Source organism: Brevundimonas sp. M1A4_2e (assembly GCF_053345555.1).
In genome coordinates this window covers 907862-929072 of record NZ_JBKFAI010000001.1, presented here as the reverse complement: position 1 = coordinate 929072, position 21211 = coordinate 907862, and the positions used below count along the sequence as shown (strand labels likewise).

Here is a 21211-nt window from a genome sequence, read left to right as displayed (position 1 = left end):
GCCCCTTATCCGTCCGCCTTCTCCCGCAAGGGAAGAAGGCGGCCTCAGGCGATTTTAGTCGCGATAGTTCAGCGCCGGGGCGCGGTCGCCCAGCAGGGCGCGGTATTCGAAGTTCGGGCCGCGACGCTGTTCGAACTCGGCCTTGGCGGCGGCGATGGTGTCCGGGCTCTGGAACAGCTCGGCGGTGGTCAGGGCCAGGGTCTTGGCCGCCAGATGGGCGCCCTTCAGGCCGATGGTCGTGCCCGCCGCCACCACGTTCTGCCAGCTGTGGCCCGCAGAGCCGGGCACGAAGGTCGCCGTCGACAGGCCGACCGTAGGCGTGACCCAGGACACGTCCGACACGTCGGTGGAGCCGCCGAAGTCGCCGCCGATCACGGCGTCCTCGATCTGACCGACGCTGGCGAGGTCCGGCTTGGAGGTCAGGGTCTTCTGGATTTCGGTCGCCAGGGCGGTTTCCTCAGGCGTCCAGGTGATGCCGCCGACATGGCGCAGGTTGCGGTCCATGACCGTCATCAGGGCCTGATTGGGCAGCATGGAATAGACGCCGCCGATGGCCTCGAACTCGACACGGGTGCCGGTGCCCAGCGCCGCGCCGTCCGCCGCCTTCTTCACCCGCTCCAGCACGTCGCGGACGATCTCGGGGTTGTTGTGACGAACGTAGTAATAGGCCTCGGCATAGGCCGGGACGACGTTGGGCGCCTTGCCGCCGTCGGTGATGGCGTAGTGGATGCGGGTGCGGTCCGGCACGTGCTCTCGCATCATGTTGACCATGTAGTTCAGGGCCTCGACGCCATCCAGGGCCGAGCGGCCCTTGTCGGGCGCGGCGGCGGCGTGGGACGCCGTGCCGTAGAAGCGGAACTTGCCCGAGACGTTGGCCATGGTGTCGCCCTGGCGGGCCGAGTTCACATTGCCGGGGTGCCAGTGCAGCGACACGTCGACGTCGTCGAACAGGCCGTCGCGGACCATGTAGACCTTGCCCGAGCCGCCTTCTTCGGCCGGGGTGCCGTAGACGCGCAGTTCGCCCTTGATGTTGTTGGCGACCATCCAGTCCTTGACTGCGATGGCCGCGTGGACCGAGGCGGCGCCGAACAGGTTGTGGCCGCAGCCGTGGCCCGCATGGCCGCCGGCGGATTCCTGGACAGGGTTCAGGGTCTGCGACAGGCCGGGCAGGGCGTCGTATTCGGCCAGGACGGCGATGACCGGGCCGGCGCCGTTCTTGAAGCTGGCCAGGAAGGCGGTCGGCTCATTGGCGATGCCGGGAGTGATGACAAAGCCGGCGTCGCGCAACTGATCCTGCAGCAGGGCGGCGCTCTGGGTCTCCTGATAGCCCAGCTCGGCGAACTTCCAAATCTCCAGCGCGGCGTGGTCCAGGGCGGCCTGGTTGCGCTCGACGGTCGAGGTGATCTCGGCCCTGGCCTGGGGCGACAGTTCAGCGGCGACGGCGGGGGCCAGGGGCAGGCTGGTCATCGCGGCGGCGAGGGCGAGGACGCGCATTGAAACGGGCTTCATGGGAACTCCGTGAGCAAAACAGAAAAAAGGGGCGGAAGGCGTCATCGCCTACCGCCCCGAAACCAATCAGAGACTGATCAGAAGGACTTGCGGAAGCTGGCGTACCAGTAGCGCCCGTAGGGCTGGTACACCGAACCGACATAACCGCCGCTGGCCAGCGGGGGCTGTTCGTCGGTGATGTTGCGCACGCCGACGCGAACGGCCGAGCCGGCCAGCGCCTCGCTGAAGCGCGAACCGTCGAAGGCGTATTCCGCATAGAGGTTGGCGGTGATGGTCGAGTCCACCGTCCAGTAATCGCCCGCCGAGTTGGTCAGGCTGTCGTCATACAGCGACGAGATGTACTGGGTGAAGGCGCCGACCGTCCAGTCGTCCTTGCGCCACGTCGCCGACAGCGACCACTTCCATTCCGGGCGGCCGAAGTCGGCGATCATGTCGCCGAACGAACCTGACAGGAAGATGGCCTCGTCCAGCTGACCTGAAGCCTGGGCGTCGGCCAGCATCTTGGTCTCCGGCGCCATGTCCAGATAGTATTTGATCAGGTGCGAGACGTTCAGATTGACGTTGAAGTCGCCATACTGGGTGCCGCGCAGACGCCACATCACGCCCAGGTCCAGACCCTCAACCGTCTGGGGCTGCTGGTTGGTATAGGCGTCCTTGATGTAGAGGACTTCGCCCGCCGCCTCGAGGCCCGAGCCGGCGAAGATGGCGATGTCGGCGGCGGTCGGATCGGCGCGCACGACGTTCTCGTTGAACGAGCCCTGCTTGCGCAGCAGGTAGTCCAGCGTCAGAGCGTTCTGACCGCGGAACAGGCCCACCATGCCTTCCTGCTTCACCTGCCACCAGTCGGCGGTGAAGGTGAAGTCGCCGAACTCAGCCGGGATGAAGCGCGGCTGGATGACGAAGCCCAGCGAGACGGTTTCGGACTCTTCCGGCGCCAGGTCAGGGTTGCCCGAGCGGCGCTCCTGCGTCGACTTGCGAGCGTGGGTCTGGCTGAAGTTCGCCTTGAACTCGTCGGCGACCCTGGAGCTCATCGAAGCGCCGCAGCCGCGCAGGGTGTTGTCGATCGCGCCCGTGGCGGTCTTGAGGCCGCCCTGAACGCGCAGGGCCTCGCAGTAGATCCAGTCGTTGCTGGTGTTCGAGCGCGTGATCACGGTGGCGTTGATCTGCTCCAGGTTCGGAGCGCGGAAGCCTTGGGCCCACGAGCCGCGGATGCGGAAGCCGTCGACGATGTCCCAGGCCGCGGCGAACTTGGGCTTGGCGACCGAACCGAAGTCCGAATACTCCTCGAAGCGGCCAGCGACCTGGACTTCCAGGTTGTGGACCAGCGGCACGCCCATGTCCGGCGAGATCAGCGGGGCGGCGAGCTCGACATAGGCCGAGAAGACGTCGCGCTCGCCGTAGGTGTCCGGGTTCTCCGACTGGTTGATCAGATCCGAAGACTGGACGCCGCGCAGGTTGGTGAAGCGGATCGTGCCGTCGACGCGGCTGTCGCGGTCGTCCAGCTGGGTCTCGGTGCGCAGCTCGATGCCGGCGGCGACGCCGACGGGACCGGCGGGCAGCTGATAGACGTCGGGGCGCGAGACGCGGAAGTCCCACATGCCCAGTTCGGTCTTGGTCTTGCGGACCATGTCCACGCGGATGCCGTCCAGTGCCGCCTGGTTCGACAGGGTGTCGTCACCGACCTTGGGGTTGGTCAGCGAGCCGCCGTTGAAGAAGTTGTAGGCGTCCGGGGTCGACTTGGCGGCCCACTCCTGCAGCTTGGTGGCGGAGATGTTGTCCGAGACGTCCTTGGCTGACGCTTCCGACCAGGTCAGGGCGGTTTCCCAGTTCCAGCCGTTCCAGTCGCCACGCAGGCCGCCCAGGATGCGGTACTGCTTGTTGACCACATTGACGCTGATCGGGCCCATGTCCATGAACCGATAGCCGGTCAGGGTCAGGTTCTGATTGCCGTCCAGCGGGTTGTAGTAGTTCGTGCCGGGGATGATGAAGGGCACGGCCGAGGCTGTTGCGATCGGCTCCTGCCAGGCCTGGGATTCGGCGTAGTAGCCGCCCAGCTCGCCGAAGGCCTCCACGGCGTCGTTGATGCGGTATTTGCCGGTGACGAACAGGTTGAAACGGTCGACCTCAGGCATGACCGTCAGGCCCAGCTTGGCCATGTCCGTGTTCAGCTCCGACGGCAGGTTGGCGCCGCTCATGACGCACAGGCCGTCGCCGATGGCGGTGACGCAGTCCTTGTGCGTGCCCGGCAGGACGGTGAAGGCGCTGTAGGCCTTGCCGTTGATCGTGGCGCCCGAGCCGCTGACCGTGAAGCGGCCCCAGGGCGTCAGCGGCGAGGTGCCGTTCAGGCTGCTGTTGTTCTCAAAGCCCGTGCCGGCGAACAGCGAGGTCAGGTCGTTGGAGGCGGTGTAGTCCTGATCGAGCGTGTTCAGCTCGTCGCGGTGGTCGTAGTTGAAGAAGGCCGAGATGTTGCCGCGACCCTCCTGAATGTCCTTGCCGCCGTAGATCGACAGGTTCAGCTCGCGCATGCCGGTGCCTTCGGCGCCGCCATATTGGGTCGAGACGGTCAGGCCGTCCATGTCGTCGCGCAGGACGGTGTTGACCACGCCGGCCACGGCGTCGGCGCCGTAGATGGCGGCGGCGCCGTCGCGCAGGACTTCCATGCGCTTCAGGCCCGACACCGGAATGGCGTTGGTGTTGTAGGTCAGGACCGGCACCAGGTGCTCATTGGCCTGCGACGTCGGGTGGCCGACGACGCGGCGGCCGTTCAGCAGCACCAGGGTGTTGCCGATGCCCAGGCTGCGCAGGTTCACCGAGCCGGTGTCGCCGCGCGCCGCGTTCGAGGTGTAGGGCAGGTAGGAGGAGTTGAAGGTCACATCGCCCATCTGGGGGATGGAGCGGAACAGGTCGTCGCCCGATGCCGGGGCGGCGGCGATGATGTCGTCTTCGCTGACGACGGTCACCGGCAGGGCGGCCGTCACCTTGGAGCCGCGGATCTGCGAGCCGACGACGACGATCTCCTCGACCTGAGTGACGTCGTCCTGCGCCTCCTGGGCGAAGGCGGCGGTCGCGCCGAACAAGGCGGTGGTGGCCAGCAGGGCCGTTCGCATGGTGCGACGCGCCAGGACAGTGCTCATAGAAATAATCATCCCCGTTGTGGTCATCGTTCTGCGCTCCTGTTTTTGGGCAGGGGTCGCATCGCTGACTGATCTGTATGTCGAAGAGGCCGGTCCCGGCGCACGCCGCATCGACGAATCGAAATCGGGCGCGGCGTGGAGAGATCGCCTCAGTTCGGACTTGAAGCGGTCACAGTGCTACACGTCAACCTTAGCCGGAAAAATATTGCCGATATCCCAAATAATGGGCGTGATAATCACTCAACCTCGTCCTTGAACTGCGGTTTTCGGCAATGCTATCGCTAGGGTTCTTGATAATATTGTCCTGTAAGAAAGCATTGCGGGGGCGACAGCCTTCAGCGAAGCGCGGACTTGAGGCGGGGATTTTCCATGCGTGTGCGTTTGATGAAGTCGGCGACGGCTGTTTCGGCGGCGGCCCTGATGTTGCTGGCGGCGCCGGGGATCGCCCAGGAGGCGGCGGTCCAGGTTCGGCCGACCACCGGCAGCGGCGGCGACATCGTCAACTACGGCCAGATCCACAGCCCCGTGGTCGGACGCGGCGGCATGGTGGTCAGCCAGAGCGATCCGGCGACCCGCGTCGGCGTCGACATCCTGCGCCAGGGCGGCAACGCCGTGGATTCGGCCATCGCCGTGGCCTTCGCCGAGGCGGTGACCCTGCCGCGCGCGGGCAACATCGGCGGCTCGGGCTATATGGTCGTGCACATGGCGGCCACGAAGGATCGTCCGGCTCAGGACATCGCCATCAACTATTACGGCACGGCCCCGGCGGCGACGACGCCTGACCTGCTGCTGGGGCCGGACGGCAAGTTCGATCGCTCCAAGCCGTCGGGCTTCAAGAATGTGGCGGTGCCGGGCACCGTCATGGGCCTGTGGGAGGCGCACCAGCGTTTCGGCTCCATGCCCTGGGCGGATCTGGTGGCCCCGGCCATCGCCCTGGCCGAGGAAGGCTATGTCCTGTCGGACGGCGAGGCCGACGCCACCGGCGGCCGCGCCCGCGTCCTGGCGACCGATCCGGGCGCGCGCGAAGCCTATCTGAAGGCCGACGGCACGGCCTATCGCGCGGGCGAGGTCTTCCGTCAGCCCCTGCTGGCCGAGAGCCTACGCAAGCTGGCGCGCGGCGGCGCGGACGAGTTCTACAAGGGCGAACTGGCGCGCCAGATCGTGGCGGGCGTCCAAGCCGGCGGCGGCGTCATCACGATGGAAGACATGGCGGCCTATCGCGCCGATGTGTCAGAGCCGATCTGGGGCAGCTATCGCGGCCATCGCATCTCCTTCATGCCGCCGACGGCCTCGGGCGTCAGCGTCGCCGAGGCGCTGAACCTGCTGGAGCATTTCGACCTGCGCGCCATGGGGTGGGGCAGCGTCGACAGCCTGCACCTGATCTCCGAGGCGATGAAGATCACCTCGTCCGACCGCAACCTGATCGGCGGCGCGCCGCAGTGGACGACCCCGGCCAAGGGACTGGCCAGCAAGGAATTCGCCGCCGAGCGCGTCAAGCTGATCTCGCTGGACAAGACGCTGAAGGCCGCAGACGTGCCGGAGGGCAATCCCTATCCGTTCGAGAGCAAGGACACGACGCACTATTCGGTGGCCGACGCCTACGGCAATGCGGTGTCGAACACCTATACGCTGTCGAACTCCTACGGCGCCCACGTCGCGCCGGTCGGCACGGGCATCCTGCTGAACAACCACCTGGACAACTTCTACTGGGGGACTGAAGGCAAGCCGAACTCGCCCGCGCCGGGCAAACGTCTGGGCTCGACCATCACGCCGATGATCGTGTTCAAGGACGACAAGCCGTGGCTGGTCACCGGCACGCCGGGCGGCGGCTACATCATCGCGACGATGGTGCAGCTGGTCTCCAACGTCATCGATCACCAGCTGAACGTGGCCGAGGCCGCCATGCGGCCGCGCCTGAATCAGGGCGGCGGCGACAGCCCGCTGGAGCTGGAAGGCGGCTTCTCGCCCGACGTGGAGCGGCTGCTGCGCGAGCGCGGCCACACGGTGCGTCCGTCGATGACGATGGGCAGCACCCAGTCGATCATGGTCGACGGCGATCGTTTCCTGGGCGCCGCCGACACCCGCCGTCCGGACGCCCTGGCGCTGGGCGTCCGCTAAGCCGACGGCCGATCAAGACCCTCTCCCGGCGGGAGGGGGTCAGGCCATCTCGCGCCAGGTCTTGCCGGTGACGCCCTCATAGTTGGTCGCGTGATAGACGCCGCGCGCCACGGCGCGGGCCAGGACGTCGGCGGCGACATTGCCCAGCTGAGCCACCGCGATCTGGCGCATGGCCGGGTCCGCGATCACCTTCTTGCCGGTCGAGAGGCTGAACAGGGTGTCGCCGTCGAAGGGGGCGTGCGCCGGGCGGATGGCGCGGGCCATGCCGTCCTGCGCCATGATGGCCACGCGCTGAAGCTCGACGCGGGTGAGGGCCACGTCGGTGGCGATGCAGGCGATGGTGGTGTTCTCGCGCGGCTGGGGCCGGAACTTGGACAGGCCCCAGTCCTCGGCCGAGGCGTGCAGGCCGGACGAGCCCAGCCCGCCGAACTCGTCGCCGATCTCATAGGGGGCGGCCCAGAAGCTCTTGCCGCCCGGGGCCACGACCGAGCCGACGCTGTTGACCGCGACAATGGCGCCGACGGTCCAGCCCGCCGCCATGACGGCCGAGGCCGAGCCGATGCCGCCCTTGAGCGCGCCCGCCTCGGCGCCGTAGCCCGCCCCGGCGGTGCCGAGGTCGAAGCGGTCGCCCGCGGCCTCCAGCGCCTGAACCGACAGGCGGCGATAGGGCGGCTCCATTTCCCACTGCTTGTTCCCGCCATTGGCAAGGTCATAGAGGCAGGCGGTCGGGATGATGGGCGAGGGCGGCACGCCCGGCGCCCCGCCCATGCCGTAGCCGCGCCCGCGCATGCCCATCCAGGCGGCCACGCTGTCGGCCGAGCCGAGGCCATAGACCGAGCCGCCCGACAGGATGATGGCGTCCACCTCCTGCACCAGATTTTCAGGGCGCAACACGTCGGTCTCGCGCCCGGCGGGGCCGCCGCCGCGCACGTCCACGGCGGCCGTAGCGGGCTTTTCGGCCAGGATGACGGTGACGCCGGTGCGCACCTTGGCGTCGTGCGCCTGACCGACTTTGAGGCCCTCGACGTCGGTGATCAGGTTCAGCGGCCCGGTGCGGCCGGACGCGCGGGCGGCCGACTGCGCGGCCGGTTTGGCGCTCGCAGCGCCCGTTGCGGAGGCGGCGACGCCGATCAGGGCCGAGCCGAGGACGGTTCTGCGGTTCATCCGGCGGTTTCCTTTTCCAGAGCTCTATTGCGGACCAGATCCGGCGTCGCCGCCAGAAGTTTCTGCGTATAGGGGTGCGACGGCGCGGCGAAGACGGCGGCCGTCGCTCCCTGTTCGACGATCCTGCCGGCCTGCATGACCAGCAGGCGATCGGTCACCGTGCGCACGACGCTGAGGTCGTGCGTGACGAAGAGGTAGGACAGGCCGAGGCGGTCCGACAGGTCGGCCAGAAGGTCGAGGATTTGCGCGCGGATCGAGACGTCCAGCGCCGAGACCGCCTCGTCCAGACAGATGACCGACGGCTCGGTGATCAGGGCGCGGGCGATGGCGATGCGCTGGCGCTGGCCGCCCGAGAACTCGTGCGGATAGCGGTCGGCGGCGTTGCTTGTCAGGCCCACGCGCTCCAGCATTTCATCGACGCGGCGGCGGGCCTCAAGCGGGGTGGGGCGGGCGTCGAGCAGGTGGAAGTTTTCAGCCACCAGATCGCTGACCTTCCAGCGCGGATCGAAGCTGCCGTAGGGATCCTGGAACACCACCTGGATGTCTCGCCGGATGGACTTCAACGCGGCGCCGCGCGCGGCGGTGATGTCGCGGCCCTTGACCCGGACGCGGCCCGCCTGCGGCGTCTCCAGCGCCAGGATGGCGCGCAGGAGGGTGGACTTGCCGCAGCCGCTTTCGCCGACCAGACCGACGCTTTCGCCCGGCTGGATCGACAGGCTGACCTGATCGACGGCGCGGAAGGCTTTGGACTTGCCGAACAGGGCGGGCGCGCCGCCGTATTCGCGCACCAGACCCTCGACCTGAAGCACGGGGGCGGCGTCGGCTTGCGGGCGGCTGCGCCGCGTGGGGGCGTGGGTGGCGTTGGCCAGAAGGCGCTGGGAATAGGCGTGCGCCATGCCGGTGCGGATGCGGTCGACGGGCGCTTCCTCGACCAGTTCGCCGTCCTTCATCACCGCCAGCCGGTCGGCGGTTTCGGCCACGACGGCGAGGTCGTGGGTGATGAGAATCAGGCCCATGCCGTCCTCGCGCACCAGCCGCTTGAGCAGGTCCAGCACCTGAGCCTGCGTCGTCACGTCCAGCGCCGTGGTCGCCTCGTCCGCGATCAGCAGCTTGGGCGTCAGGGCGATGGCGATGGCGATGGCGACGCGCTGTCTCTGGCCGCCCGACAGTTCGTGCGGATAGCGGGTCAGGGGGAAACGTTCAGCCGGCAGGCCGACGCGATCCAGCACGGCGCGGGCGACGGCGAGGGCCTCCTTGCGCGAGGCCTTTTTGTGCAGGCGCACCGTCTCGGCGACCTGATCGCCGATGGTCATGACAGGGTTGAGGGCCGTCATCGGCTCCTGAAAGATGACGCCCACGTCGCGGCCGCGCACCTGCTGCATCACGGCGTCGGGCGCGTGCGAGACGAGCTGGCCGTTCAGGCGGATCTCGCCCGTCATCGTCGCGCGCGGCGGCGTCAGGCCCAGCACGGCCAGCGCGGTCATGGACTTGCCCGAGCCGCTCTCGCCGACGAGGCCGAGGATTTCGCCGGGGGCGACGGACAGGCTGACGGACTTCAGGATCGGGGTGGAGCCGATCGACAGGCTGAGGTCGCGGATGTCGAGGACGCTCATGCTCAACGCTCCCGCCGCACGCGCGGATCGAACAGGTCGCGCAGGCCGTCGCCGGTCAGGCTGAGGCCCAGCACGGTCACGAAGATGGCCAGCCCCGGCATGATCGCCAGCCAGGGCGCGAAGCCGATCATGGTCTGCGCCTCGGCCAGCATCCGGCCCCAGCTGGGCGCGGGCGGCTGGGCGCCCAGTCCGACGTAGGACAGGCCCGCCTCGGCCACGATGCCGACGGCGAACTGGATCGCAGCCTGCACGACCAGCAGGCTCATCAGATTGGGCAGGATGTGCTGGACCGAGATCAGGGCCTTGGACTTCCCCGCCGTGCGGGCGGCCAGGACGTATTCGCGGGTCCACAGGCCCTGTGCTGCGCCGCGCGCAACGCGGGTGAAGACGGGGATGTTGAAGACGCCGATGGCGATGACGGCGTTGATCGCGCCCGGTCCCATGACGGCGGTGATCATCACGGCCAGCAGCAGGGCGGGGAAGGCGAAGATCAGGTCGTTGCCGCGCATGACCAGTTCGTCGATCCAGCCGCCGCGCGCCGCCGCCGTCAGGCCCAGCGGCGTGCCGATGCCGACGCCGATGCCGACGGCGACGAAGGCCACGACGAGGGAGTTCTGCGCGCCTGCCATGATCATCGACAGCACGTCGCGGCCGAAGTGGTCCGTGCCCATCCAGTGGGCGGCCGAGGGGGCGGTCAGCTTGGCGGCGATGTCCACCGCCTCGACGTCATAGGGCGTCCAGACGAGGGCGATTAGGGCGGTCGCCAGCACGACGGCGGTCAGCGTGGCGCCGACGATCAGCGACAGCGGCCAGCGCACGCGGGGCTTGGCGGGAGCGGTGATGGCGGGGGCGTCGGTCATGCGCGGCGTCCCCTCAGGCGCGGATCGGCGAACAGATAGGCCAGGTCGATCAGGAAGCTGACCAGAACCACGGCGAAGACCAGCACCACCACGACGCTCTGCACGACGATCAGGTCGCGCTGGGTGATGGCCTGGAAGACCAGTCGGCCGAGGCCGGGCAGGGAGAAGACGTTTTCGATGATGATGCCGCCGGCCAGCAGGAAGGGGAACTGAAGGCCCAGAATGGTCAGGACGGGGATCCAGGCGTTGCGAAGCGCGTGTCGCCACAGGGCCTGATTGACCGACAGGCCTTTGGCGCGGGCGGTGCGGACATAGTCCTCGTTCATGGTGTCGAGCAGGGCGGTTCTCAGCACGCGGGCTAGGATGGCGGCCTGAGGGGCGGCCAGGGCCACGGCGGGCAGGATCAGGGCCTGGAAGGCGGGCCAGAAGCCGGCGCCCCAGCCGGGGAAGCCGCCCGCCGAGAACCAGCCCAGGCTCACCGAGAACAGCAGGATCAGCAGCATGGCGATCCAGAAGTTGGGCAGGGCGACGCCGATCTGGGTCACGCCGATCAGGCCGGTGTCGACGGCGGTTCCCCTGCGGCTGGCGGCGGTGACGCCGATGGGCAGGGCGATGGCCAGCGAAAGGATCGTCGCCATCAGGGCCAGCGGCGCGGACACGGCCAGACGTTCGGCGATCAGGCCGCCGACCGGCACCTGATAGGTGTAGCTGGTCCCGAACTTTCCGGTCAGCAGGTCGCCGAGCCAGGCGAAATAGCGTTCGACGCCGGAGCCTTCGAGACCCATCTGTTGGCGCAGGGCGGCGATGCTTTCCGGGTTGGCGTTCAGCCCCATCATGTAGCTGGCAGGATCACCCGGCACGACCTGCAGCAGCAGGAAGATGACCACGGTCGCCGCCAGCAGCGTCAGGACGTGGCCGCCCAGTTTCTTCAGCAGCCAGGCCGCGCCGAAGCGCCAGGCCACGAAGGCGAGGAGCGCCGCGCCCGCGATCAGGCTGATCCAGCCCCAGGGCAGGGCCCCGCCGGCGCGTTCGGCGCTGGCGGTCGCGGCGCCCGCTGCGCCCGCGCCAGTCCAGTAGGCGCCGGTGACATCGTTGGCGGCGATGGGGCCGTTGATCCACAGGCCGTTCACGTCCGCCTTCCACACGCCGATGCGCGAGGACTGGAACAGGAAGCCGTTGACCGCGTCATCGGCGATGCGGCGTTGTAGATCGCCCAGCAGGCGGTTGCGCGTCGCCTCGTCCGGGGCGGCGTTGACCTGAGCCAGCAGGGCGTCGAAGGCGGGGCTGTCGTAGCCGAAATAGTAGTCCTTGCGGCCATAGATGTCGTAGTCCATCGGTTCAACGTGTTCGACGATGGTCAGGTCGAACTGGCGGCGCTTGAACACCTGATCCAGCCATTGGGCCCATTCCAGATTCTCGATCTTCGCGCGGATGCCCGCTTCGGCCAGCTGCGAAATCAGCACCTCGCCGCTTCGTCGGGCATAGGGGCGAGGCGGCAGACGCAAGGTCACGTCGATGCCGTTGGGATAGCCCGCCTCGGCCAGCAGTTGACGCGCCTTGGCGGGATCATGCGGATAGAGGCCGGTCAGATCGACATAGCCCGGCGCCTGACGCGAGTAGTGGCTGCCGATCGGCTGGCCGAAGCCGAACATGGCCCCCTGGATCAGGGCGTCGCGGTCAATGGCGTAGGAGATGGCGCGGCGCACGCGCACATCATTGAACGGCGCCTTGGTGTTGTTGATCCCCAGGATGACCTTGCCCTCGGACGCGCCGACGACGACGCGGAAGCGCGGGTCGCGCTGGAACTGGGCCACGTTTTCGGGCGCGGGGTAGTTGGGGAAGGCGTCCACGTCGCCCGCGCTGACGGCGGCGAAGGCGGCGGTCGGGTCGCTGATGAAGCGGAAGACGACGGTGTTCAGGCGGGGCGGTGTTCCCCAGTAACCGTCGCGGCGGATCAGGGTCAGCTGGCTGCCGCGTTGCCAGCTCTGCAGCTTGAACGGGCCGGTGCCGACGGGGGTGACGGCGTTGGTCGCGGCGCTCTTTGGCGAGACCATGACCGCGTCGCCCCAGGCCAGGACGTAGGGCAGGGTCGCCATGGGCCGCGACAGGTGGATGCGGATGGTCGCCGGGTCGACGACCTCGACGTTGCTGATCGGCTCGAACAGGGCCTTCTGGGCGTTGGTCGAACCTTCGGCGGTGATGCGGTCCAGAGAGAACTTCGCCACCGAGGCGTCGAACGGCGAACCGTCGGAGAAGGTCACGCCGCGCCGCAGGTGGAAGGTCCAGGTCAGGCCGTCGGGGGCGGCCTCCCACGTGTCGGCCAATGACGGGGCGACGGCGCCGTTCTGGGTCAGCCTGGTCAGGCCCTCGAAGACGTTGGCGTAGACGACTTCATCCACCGCCGCCGCCGCGCCCGAGGTCGGATCAAGGTTCGGCGGCTCCAGCGGCAGGCCCAGGACCAGACGGTCACGCGGCGCCTGCGCCTGAACCTGCGGCGCGGTCAGGCTCCAGGCGAGGCACAGGGCCAGCGACAGCACGAGCGTGATCAGGCCGGGCCGAAGCCCGCCGTTCCGGCCGCGCCGTCGTGATGCTGTCGCGACGCATGTCGCCCCTGTCTTCGTCACCTTCCCTCGATCTCCCCCTTGCGACGTGGCCGATCTGCGTCAGCCTACGTCATGGCTTTCCCCTCACGCCATCGATTAAGCGCGCCTCACCATGGCTGGCGCGACAGGGAGGCGGGGCAGGCGGCGGTCGCCTCCGTCGCGGCGGCGCGGGCGGCGTCGAACTCTTCCTTGGCGCGGGCGAAGTCGGTCTGGAACGCCGGATCGGCCTTCAGGCGCGTGACGATGGTCGAGCCGACGATGCGGCCCGCCTCGACGTCGCTGGGGTAGTGGACGCCGCACACCGCGCGGCTTTCGCCATAGGCCAGTCCGCGTCGCAGGATGGCGTCGGCGCGGTCCGGCGCCAACTCGGCCAGCACCAGGGCCCAGGCCCAGCCCAAGGCCGAGTGGCCCGACGGATAGGAACCGCTGGCCCCCAGCCAGCTTTCCGGCGCGATGCAGGTCGGCAGGGATTCGACCACGAAGGGACGTTTGCGGAAATAGCCCTTCTTGGCGGGGGTCTGGATCATCTCCAGATCGCCCAGCATCTTGCCCATCAGCAGCGTCAGGGTGGACATCTGTTCCGGCTCGAACTTGAAGCCGAGGGCGCAGTCGAAGGCGCGCGGGGCGCCGGGCGTTTCGATCTCATTGTCGGCGCGGGCGATGGCCCAGCGCTCGGTGCCTTCCAGCGACCGCATGGCGCGATAGGCGGCGATGTCGGCCTGTTCGCGCAGCGAGCCTTCGGCGGGCGGCGGCGGCAGGAAGTTGGCGGCGTTGGGCGTGTTCTCGGCGGTCAGATAGCCGTGCGGATGATCGCGGAAGCCTTCCCAGAAAGTGACGGGCGCAGTCGCCGCCGTCTGCGTCGACACGGCCCCGGCGCAGCCGCTCAACGCTCCGCCGAGCGCGAGAGCCAGGCTCATCGCGATGAGGGAAGAAGAGCGGCGCGAGGTGGTCATGGGAAAACTCCGGGTAGAAGGGATCATGCGGCGACGGCGCCGGGGCGGCCCGATTCAACGGTCCAGGATTTCAGGGTCGACAGGCTGGCCTTGGGGTCGCGCACGTCGCTGATGACCTGATAGCGCGTATCCATGCGGTCGGGGCGCACGTCGATCGACATATAGCCGCGCGGGCGGCTGTCGAAGAACTTCACCTGCGGATTATTGGGCATGACGGCCATCAGCCCGTCGTAGCTGGGGCCGGTCGAGGTGATGGAGGTGCCGACGAACTCGGTCGCCACTGTGGCCGACGACGGGTCGCGGCTGTCCAGCTTCACGTCATTGGTCCAGAAGGAGTGGTAGTCGCCGCTGAGGACCACGGGGTTGGACGGCTTCAGCTCGGACAGGGCCGAGGTCAGACGCTCGCGGGCGGCGGGGAAGCCGTCCCATGTGTCGGTCCAGTAGCGGTTCTCCTCGGCCGGACTGCGGGCCAGGCGCAGGCCCGCCATGACCAGGTTCTGGCCCAGGATGTTCCAGCGCGCCTCGGCGCGGGCCAGGCCGTCGTACAGCCAGCGTTCCTGCTCGAAGCCGAGGAAGGTGCGCGACGGGTCCAGGCGGTCGGTGCAAGTCGCGTCGGTGACGATCTGGCCCTTGCCGCCGTTGGCGCCGTCGCTGCACGGCTGTTTCGAGCGGTATTGGCGGCCGTCCAGCATGAAGAACTCGGCCAGCTTGCCATAGCGGACGCGGCGATAGATCGGCATCTGCAGGGCGGCGCTTAGGCGCGTGCGGCGGATCGGCATGACTTCGTAGAAGGCCTGGTAGGCGGCGGCGCGGCGTTGCAGGAAGTCATTGGGCGCAACGCCCGAAATCTTGGACCAGACGCCGGAATAGTCGTCCTGAACCTCGTGATCGTCCCAGACGGCGAGGCAGGGGGCGGCGGCGTGCAGACGCTGCAGGTTCGCATCGGTGCGGTGCAGGGCGTAGCGGTTGCGATAGCCCGCCAGCGATGTCGCCTCTTCCAGATTATAGGGCCGCACCACCTGGTCGGCGCGGTCCGGCCCCAGGCTGTACTCATAGATGTAGTCGCCCAGGAACAGGGTCAGGTCCGGCTGTTCGTCGGCCATGTGGCCGTAGGCGCTGAAATAGCCGCGCTCCCAGTGCGAGCAGGAGGCGACGGCGAGGCGCAGCCGGTCGGCGCTGGCGTTCGGGGCGGGCGTGGTCAGGGCGCGGCCGGTCGGGCTCTGCTGGCCCTGGGCGGTGAAGCGGTACCAGTAGGGGCGATGGGGGCTGAGGCCCGCGACCTCGACGTGCAGGCTGTGGGCGGCGTCGCGGTCGGCGGTCGCGTTGCCGGCGGCGACGATGCGGCGGAACTGGTCGTCGGCGGCCACTTCCCAGCGCACGGGAATGGCGGCGTCGAGGCCGCCCAGACCGTCGGCGGCCAAGGGATCGGCGGCCAGCCGGGTCCAGATGACGAAGCCGTCCGGCGCGGGATCGCCGCTGGCGACGCCCAGCGGAAACAGATAGGCGCCGCCCGCCTGGGCGCGACCGAAACTCAGCACGGCGGGCGCGACGACCAGACCCGTCAGCAGGGTGCGGCGATCAAGGCGGGAAGCGGAGTAAGCCATCATACCATCAGGAAAAGGCGCAAGGCGGACCGGCCGGAACCGGCCCGCCTCACTCGGGAGGAAGCCTTAGAAGTCCACCGACAGGCGCACGCCGTAGGTGCGGCCCTGGCTGGGCGAGGTGGTCGGACGCGCCGAGCCGTTGAAGCCGTTGCGGGTCTCTTCGTAATAGGTGTTGAACATGTTCCGCACCCACAGGCCCGCGCGCCAGTTGGCGCCCGCCGGGCTGACGCTGAAGTTGGCGTTCCACAGCCAGTAGGCGTCGATGATCGATGAGGAGCTGACGGAATACAGCTCGTCTCGATAGTTGTAGTTGGTCTCGGCGCGCAGCTCCCACCCGGCCGCTTCCCAGTCATAGGCGACCGAGCCGCCATAGTTCATCTTGGGGAAGGACAGGCGCTCGCCGGAGCGGTCGTTGGTGATGATGACGTCCCAGGGGCCGTCCTTGGGATTGGCGGCGTCGGTCTTGGCGCCGTCGATGGCGAAGTACTCGTCATACTCGCCGGTCTTGTAGCCGATGTTCTGGCTGATGGTCAGGCCGTCGACCGGCACCCAGGTCAGCTCGATCTCGCCGCCCCAGATGTGCGACTTGGGCACATTGGTGATCTTGCCCAGGCGGCCGGTGATCCGGTCGTATTCCAGCCCCTGAACCTGCTGGTCCTTGTAGTCATAGTAGAACAGGGCGCCGTTCAGACGCAGGCGGCGGTCGAACAGGTCCGACTTGATCCCGGTCTCATAGGCGATGACGATTTCCGGCTTGAACGGGGTCGCCGAGGTGGCGTTGTAGGTGGTGAAGCCGCCCGATTTCACCCCGCGCGCCACGCTGGCGTAGAAGAGGGCGTCGTCCGTCAGCTTGTATTCCAGGCCCAGGCGGCCGGAGACCTCGTTCAGATCAGTGTCGTAGCTGGTGGTCGGCGGCGGCGGATTGGGCGCGACCGAGGTGCCGCCGCTGTCCAGGGTCCGCTCTTCCGTCTCCCAACGCAGGCCGGCGATCAGGTTCAGGCGCTCGTTCACCTGATAGGAGTTGTGGGTGAAGACGCCGAAGGCTGACACTGACTGGCCATAGGCGGTGTTGATCAGGTTCGGCTGCCCCCGGAAGTTGGTGTAGAAGCCGCCGTCGATGCTTTCGTCAGCATAGTGGGCGCCGATCATCCAGCTGAGGGGGCCGTCGCCGTTGGAGCTCAGGCGCAGCTCCTGAGCGAAGACGTCGATGTCGTTGTAGAAGAAGACGTTCGACTCGTTGAAGCGGGTGCTGTCCCAGTCGTTGAACTCGCTGCGCGAAAAGGTCTGGTAGGCGGTGATCGAGGTCAGGTCGGCCCAGCCCAGGTCGGCCTTGATGCGGGCGCTGACGTCGAAGCCGTCGTTGTCGCGGAACGGCTTGGCGTTCAGGCCGACCCCGGCCACGGCCGCCATTTCCGGCGATATGCCCCAGCCCGTGATCCTCCAGGCCGTATCCTTGGGATAGGTCACGGCGCCGCCCGAGACCGTGTACGGCCCCAGCAGGCGGAAGCCGCGGCCGTCCGACTTGTCGATTGAATAGGTGGCGGCCAGGTCGACGGTGACGGCCTCGCTGGCGTCCCAGGTCAGGCGACCGCGGATGGCGCTCTTGTCGAGGTCGCCCAGCTTTTCGCCGGTATCGCGGTGGTATTGCCAGGCGCCGCCCTGTTCGGTGACGGCGGCCAAGCGGCCCAGCAGGTTGGGCGCGATCTGACCCGAGACATAGCCCTCGACCTTGAAGCGATCGAACGTGCCGTATTCGGCGTTGAAGCCGGCGCGGAAGTCGGCCGTGGGCGCATTGGTGATGATGTTGACGGCGCCGCCGGTGGTGTTGCGGCCGTAGAGGGGGCCTTGCGGGCCGCGCAGGACTTCCATGCGCGCCACGTCGAACAGGGCGCCCTGGGTCGTCACCGTATAGGGATGGGCCACTTCATCGACATAGATGCCGACCGTCGAGGCGTTGTTTGAGGAGTATTCGCGCGCGCCGATGCCGCGGATGCGGAACTGAGGCTGGCCGCCGCCGAACTGGCTGTCGACTTCCATGTTGGGGACGGCGTTCTCCAGGTCGTTGACGACCGATATGCCCTTCTCGTCCAGTTGTTCGCCGCCGATGACGCTGAGCGAGACGCCCACGTCCTGGCTGGCCTGCTCGCGACGCTGGGCGGTGACGATGATCTCGTCGACGCGCGTGGCCTGATCCCCCGATCGGGCGTCGCTCTGAGCGTTGGCGCTGGAGAATGCGGCGATTGTCAGTAAACTGACAGAAGACGCCAAGATATATTTGTTCATATCGTCCCCCTCAATACCACTGATATCTATCTGATGGTTTTGATGATGCTGGAAAGGCGATCGATCAACTCGTCGATCTGGTCGCGGATGATAATCAAAGGAGGCGACAGCGCGATGACATCTGCTGTCACTCGTATCAGAATGCCGTCGTCGAAGGCGCGGTGGAAGGCTTCCGTCGCGCGGGCCCCCGGCGCGCCGGCGCGGGGCTCAAGCTCAATGCCCGCGACCAGACCCATGTCGCGGATGTCGATGACATGCGGCAGCCCTTTCAGACTGTGCACGGCGTCCTGCCAGTAGGGCGTCAGTTCGGCCGCGCGCTGGAACAGGCCTTCGCTTTCATAGACATCCAGCGTCGCCAGCCCGGCCGCCGCCGCCAGCGGATGGCCGGAATAGGTGTAGCCGTGGAAGAACTCGATGCCCGGGCCGGCGGCGCCCTCGACCACGGACTGATAGACGGCGGCGCTGACGCCGACGGCGCCCATGGGCACGGCCCCGTTGGTCAGCCCCTTGGCGCAGGTCATCAGGTCGGGCGTGACGCCCAGCGCCTCGGCCGCCGTCAGGGCGCCCAGACGGCCGAAGCCGGTGATGACTTCGTCGAAGATCAGCAGGATGCCGTGCCGCGCCGTGATCTCGCGCAGGCGCTCCAGATAGCCGACGGGCGGCACGATCACCCCGGCCGATCCGGACATGGGCTCGACGATGAGGGCGGCGATGGTCTCGGCGCCGTGGGTCTCGATCAGGGCTTCCAGCTCATCGGCCAGGTGCAGGCCCCAGGTCGGCTGGCCGCGCGTGAAGGCGGCTTCCTCGAGGTTCAGCGTGTGCGACAGGTGGTCGACGCCGGGCAGGGTGGGGAAGCCGCGCCGATTGTTCTCCAGGCCGCCGACGGAAATGCCGCCGAAGCCGACGCCGTGGTAGCCCTTCTGGCGGCCGATCAGGCGGGTGCGGTTCTCGAACCCCCTGGCGCGCTGACAGGCGAGGGCGATCTTCAGGGCGCTGTCGACCGCCTCGGACCCCGAGCCGGCGAAGAAGACGTGGTTCAGGTCGCCGGGCAGCAGCATGCCCAGGCGTGACGCCAGCTCGAACGCCAGCGGATGGCCCAGTTGGAAGGTCGGGGCGTAGTCCAGAATCTCGGCCTGGCGCTGGATGGCCTCGACGATCGGTTTGCGCGCGTGGCCGGCGTTGACGCACCACAGGCCGGCCGTGCCGTCCAGCACCGCCCGGCCGTCGGGGGTGAAGTAGTGCATGTCCCGGGCCGAGGCGAGCAGACGCGGCTGGGCCTTGAAGGCGCGGTTGGCCGTGAACGGCATCCAGAAAGGATCGAGATCGTTGGCGGCTCTGGCGGCGGTCATGCAGTCATCCTTCGTCACGGCCTTCGCCCTTTCGGGAATGAGTAGCCGACGGATCGTTAATTACGGCAAGCCTGTTTCTTCATAGGGCTATACCGCTGAGATTGATGGCAAAAATATTCCAGTGATCGTTATAATGATCGCCCGCAACGGCGCGGTCAGAAGGTCGGCGGGGTGCAGGCGCTGATGACCACGCAGGGGCAGTCGCCGACGTTGCGAAAACGGTGCGGCAGGACGCTGGGAAACAGGTAGCCGTCGCCTGCCTTCAGCACCCGCGACTGGCCGTCGACCGTGACTTCCAGACGGCCGGAGATGATCAGCCCGCCTTCCTCGCCCTCGTGGGACAGCATGACCCGCCCGCTGTCCGAGCCGGGCTGATAGGTCTCGTAGAGGATCTGCAGGCTGGAATCCTGGCTGGAACCCAGCTGACGGTAGGAGACCTCGCCGCGCGAGATGTCGGTCAGTTCGTCGTGGCGATAGAAGTATTTGGTCGGGGTCTCAAACTCCGAGCTGAAGAAGTCGCCCAGCGATATGCCCGCCGCGTCCAGCAGCCGCTTCAACGAGCCGACCGAGGGGCTGGTGCGGCCGCTCTCGACCAGGCTGACGGTGCTGGACGGCACGCCCGCCTTGCGAGCGAGCGCGCGCTGCGACAGGCCGAGGCGATCCCGCAGCGCCCGCAGGCGCGGTCCGATGATGTTCTCTTCTTCCATATCGCCGCGCGCCGCCCTGTCAGTTCCGCTTGCGGGTCAGCAGGTCATAGGCCGCTCTCGCCATGACCTTGGCCGAGTTGCTCATGTCGTCGATGCCCACCCATTCGTCGGGCTGGTGCGCCAGGTCCAGCACGCCGGGGCCGTAGGCGATGCAGTCCTTCAGCCGGCCGATGCGGTCGATGTGCTTCTGGTCATAGGTGCCGGGCGAGCAGACGAACTGGGCCTTGCGCCCCAGCACCGTCTCGATGGCGGCGGCGGTGGTGCTGGCCACGGGGCCGTCGCGGTCGGCCATGCTGGGGGCGACTTCGAACAGGTCGCGCATCTCATAGCGGAAGCCGTGGCGCTGGGCCCCCAGCCCGTCGAGGATGGCCTTCACCTCGCCCTTTACGTCCTCCAGAGACTCCTCGATCAGGAAGCGGCGGTCGATGACCATGCGGCTGGAATCGGCGACGCAGGGCGCAGGCAGGCCGTCGAAGCCCTCGGCCTGACCGCCGTGGATGGAGTTGATGTTCATGGTCGACTGACGGGCGCCCTCGGGCACCACCGGCATGTCGGAATGGCGGGCGGCCATGGCGGGATAGAGCTTGCTCTCGAACTCCTGCATCACCGCGCCCATGTGGCGGATGGCGGAGTCGCCCAGGAAGGGCATGGAGCCGTGGGCGATGCGTCCCTTGGTCTCGATCTCGGCCCACCAGACGCCGCGATGGCCGATGCAGACCCGGTCCACGTTCAGCGGCTCGGGGATGATGACGTGGTTGACCTTGGGCTCCGAGAACCAGCCGCGTTCGGCCAGATAGGCGACGCCGCCGTAGCCGCCCGACTCCTCGTCCACCGTGCCGGAGATTTCGAGCGCGCCGGGTAGGGGCAGGCCGGAATCGATCAGGGCCTCGACCGCGATGATGGAGGCGGCCAGCCCGCCCTTCATGTCGCAGGCGCCCCGGCCATAGACGCGGCCGTCCTTCACTACGCCTGCGAAGGGATCGACGGTCCAGCCGGACCCGACCTCGACCACGTCGATGTGGCTGTTGAAGTGGACGCAAGGGCCGGGCTCGCCGCCGGTCCAGCGGGCGATGACGTTGGTGCGCGGGTAGGCGTCGCTGTCGCCCGGCGAGCCTTCGCCGCGCACGTATTCGACCGTGAAGCCGCGCGTCTTCAGCCGCTCGCCGATGTATTCGGCGCAGGGGCGATAGGCCTCGCCCGGCGGGTTGATGGTGGGAAAGCGGATCAGGTCCTGCGTCAGGGCGACCAGTTCGTCGGTGCGGCCGTCGATCAGCTCCATGACGGTCTGCAGGGTGGGGGTGCTCATGGGTCGAA

13 protein-coding genes are annotated in these 21211 nt (G+C 67.9%); 1 reads left to right on the top strand and 12 read right to left on the bottom strand.

The window, feature by feature from the left end; all coding sequences use genetic code 11:
* Positions 1–54: 54 nt before the first annotated feature.
* Both ACLBV5_RS04420 and ACLBV5_RS04415 read right to left on the bottom strand, forming a co-directional pair.
* Complete coding sequence (locus tag ACLBV5_RS04420; protein ID WP_278070689.1) at positions 55–1509, bottom strand: amidohydrolase; 1455 nt, start codon at positions 1507–1509, stop codon at positions 55–57.
* A 77-nt stretch (positions 1510–1586) separates the two neighbouring features.
* Positions 1587–4643 (bottom strand): TonB-dependent receptor plug domain-containing protein, encoded by a 3057-nt coding sequence (locus ACLBV5_RS04415; RefSeq protein ID WP_278070690.1) that lies wholly within the window; start codon positions 4641–4643, stop codon positions 1587–1589.
* A 369-nt stretch (positions 4644–5012) separates the two neighbouring features.
* On the opposite strand from ACLBV5_RS04415, the gene ggt reads away from it, so the two are divergent.
* Positions 5013–6761, top strand: a complete 1749-nt coding sequence (gene ggt / locus ACLBV5_RS04410; protein ID WP_447604902.1) for a gamma-glutamyltransferase — start codon at positions 5013–5015, stop codon at positions 6759–6761.
* A 39-nt stretch (positions 6762–6800) separates the two neighbouring features.
* On the opposite strand, the gene ACLBV5_RS04405 is transcribed toward ggt, so the two are convergent.
* The 10 genes from ACLBV5_RS04405 to ACLBV5_RS04360 all read right to left on the bottom strand — a co-directional run bounded on the left by ACLBV5_RS04405 (position 6801) and on the right by ACLBV5_RS04360 (position 21203).
* Positions 6801–7925: a P1 family peptidase gene (locus ACLBV5_RS04405; protein WP_447604901.1), complete on the bottom strand. Its 1125-nt coding sequence runs from the start codon at positions 7923–7925 to the stop codon at positions 6801–6803.
* Positions 7922–9538, bottom strand: a complete 1617-nt coding sequence (locus ACLBV5_RS04400; protein ID WP_447604900.1) for an ABC transporter ATP-binding protein — start codon at positions 9536–9538, stop codon at positions 7922–7924. The genes ACLBV5_RS04405 and ACLBV5_RS04400 overlap by 4 nt, the downstream gene beginning before the upstream one ends.
* A gap of 2 nt (positions 9539–9540) precedes the next feature.
* Entirely contained in the window at positions 9541–10398 is an 858-nt protein-coding gene (locus tag ACLBV5_RS04395) for an ABC transporter permease (RefSeq protein WP_447604899.1), read from the bottom strand.
* The gene (locus ACLBV5_RS04390; RefSeq protein ID WP_447604898.1) at positions 10395–12935 is read right to left on the bottom strand and encodes an ABC transporter substrate-binding protein; all 2541 of its coding nucleotides are present in this window, start codon (positions 12933–12935) and stop codon (positions 10395–10397) included. The genes ACLBV5_RS04395 and ACLBV5_RS04390 overlap by 4 nt, the downstream gene beginning before the upstream one ends.
* A gap of 173 nt (positions 12936–13108) precedes the next feature.
* Positions 13109–13954 (bottom strand): acid phosphatase, encoded by an 846-nt coding sequence (locus ACLBV5_RS04385; RefSeq protein ID WP_447604897.1) that lies wholly within the window; start codon positions 13952–13954, stop codon positions 13109–13111.
* Positions 13955–13977: 23 nt separating this feature from the next.
* Positions 13978–15558, bottom strand: coding sequence for an alkaline phosphatase D family protein (locus tag ACLBV5_RS04380; RefSeq protein WP_447604896.1), 1581 nt, complete (start codon positions 15556–15558; stop codon positions 13978–13980).
* 66 nt (positions 15559–15624) lie between these two features.
* The gene (locus ACLBV5_RS04375) at positions 15625–17841 is read right to left on the bottom strand and encodes a TonB-dependent receptor (RefSeq protein WP_447604895.1); all 2217 of its coding nucleotides are present in this window, start codon (positions 17839–17841) and stop codon (positions 15625–15627) included.
* 26 nt (positions 17842–17867) lie between these two features.
* Complete coding sequence (locus tag ACLBV5_RS04370; RefSeq protein ID WP_447604894.1) at positions 17868–19190, bottom strand: aminotransferase class III-fold pyridoxal phosphate-dependent enzyme; 1323 nt, start codon at positions 19188–19190, stop codon at positions 17868–17870.
* A gap of 155 nt (positions 19191–19345) precedes the next feature.
* Positions 19346–19897: a cupin domain-containing protein gene (locus ACLBV5_RS04365; protein ID WP_447604893.1), complete on the bottom strand. Its 552-nt coding sequence runs from the start codon at positions 19895–19897 to the stop codon at positions 19346–19348.
* A gap of 19 nt (positions 19898–19916) precedes the next feature.
* Positions 19917–21203 (bottom strand): acetylornithine deacetylase/succinyl-diaminopimelate desuccinylase family protein, encoded by a 1287-nt coding sequence (locus tag ACLBV5_RS04360; protein WP_447604892.1) that lies wholly within the window; start codon positions 21201–21203, stop codon positions 19917–19919.
* Between the last annotated feature and the right edge of the window lie 8 nt (positions 21204–21211).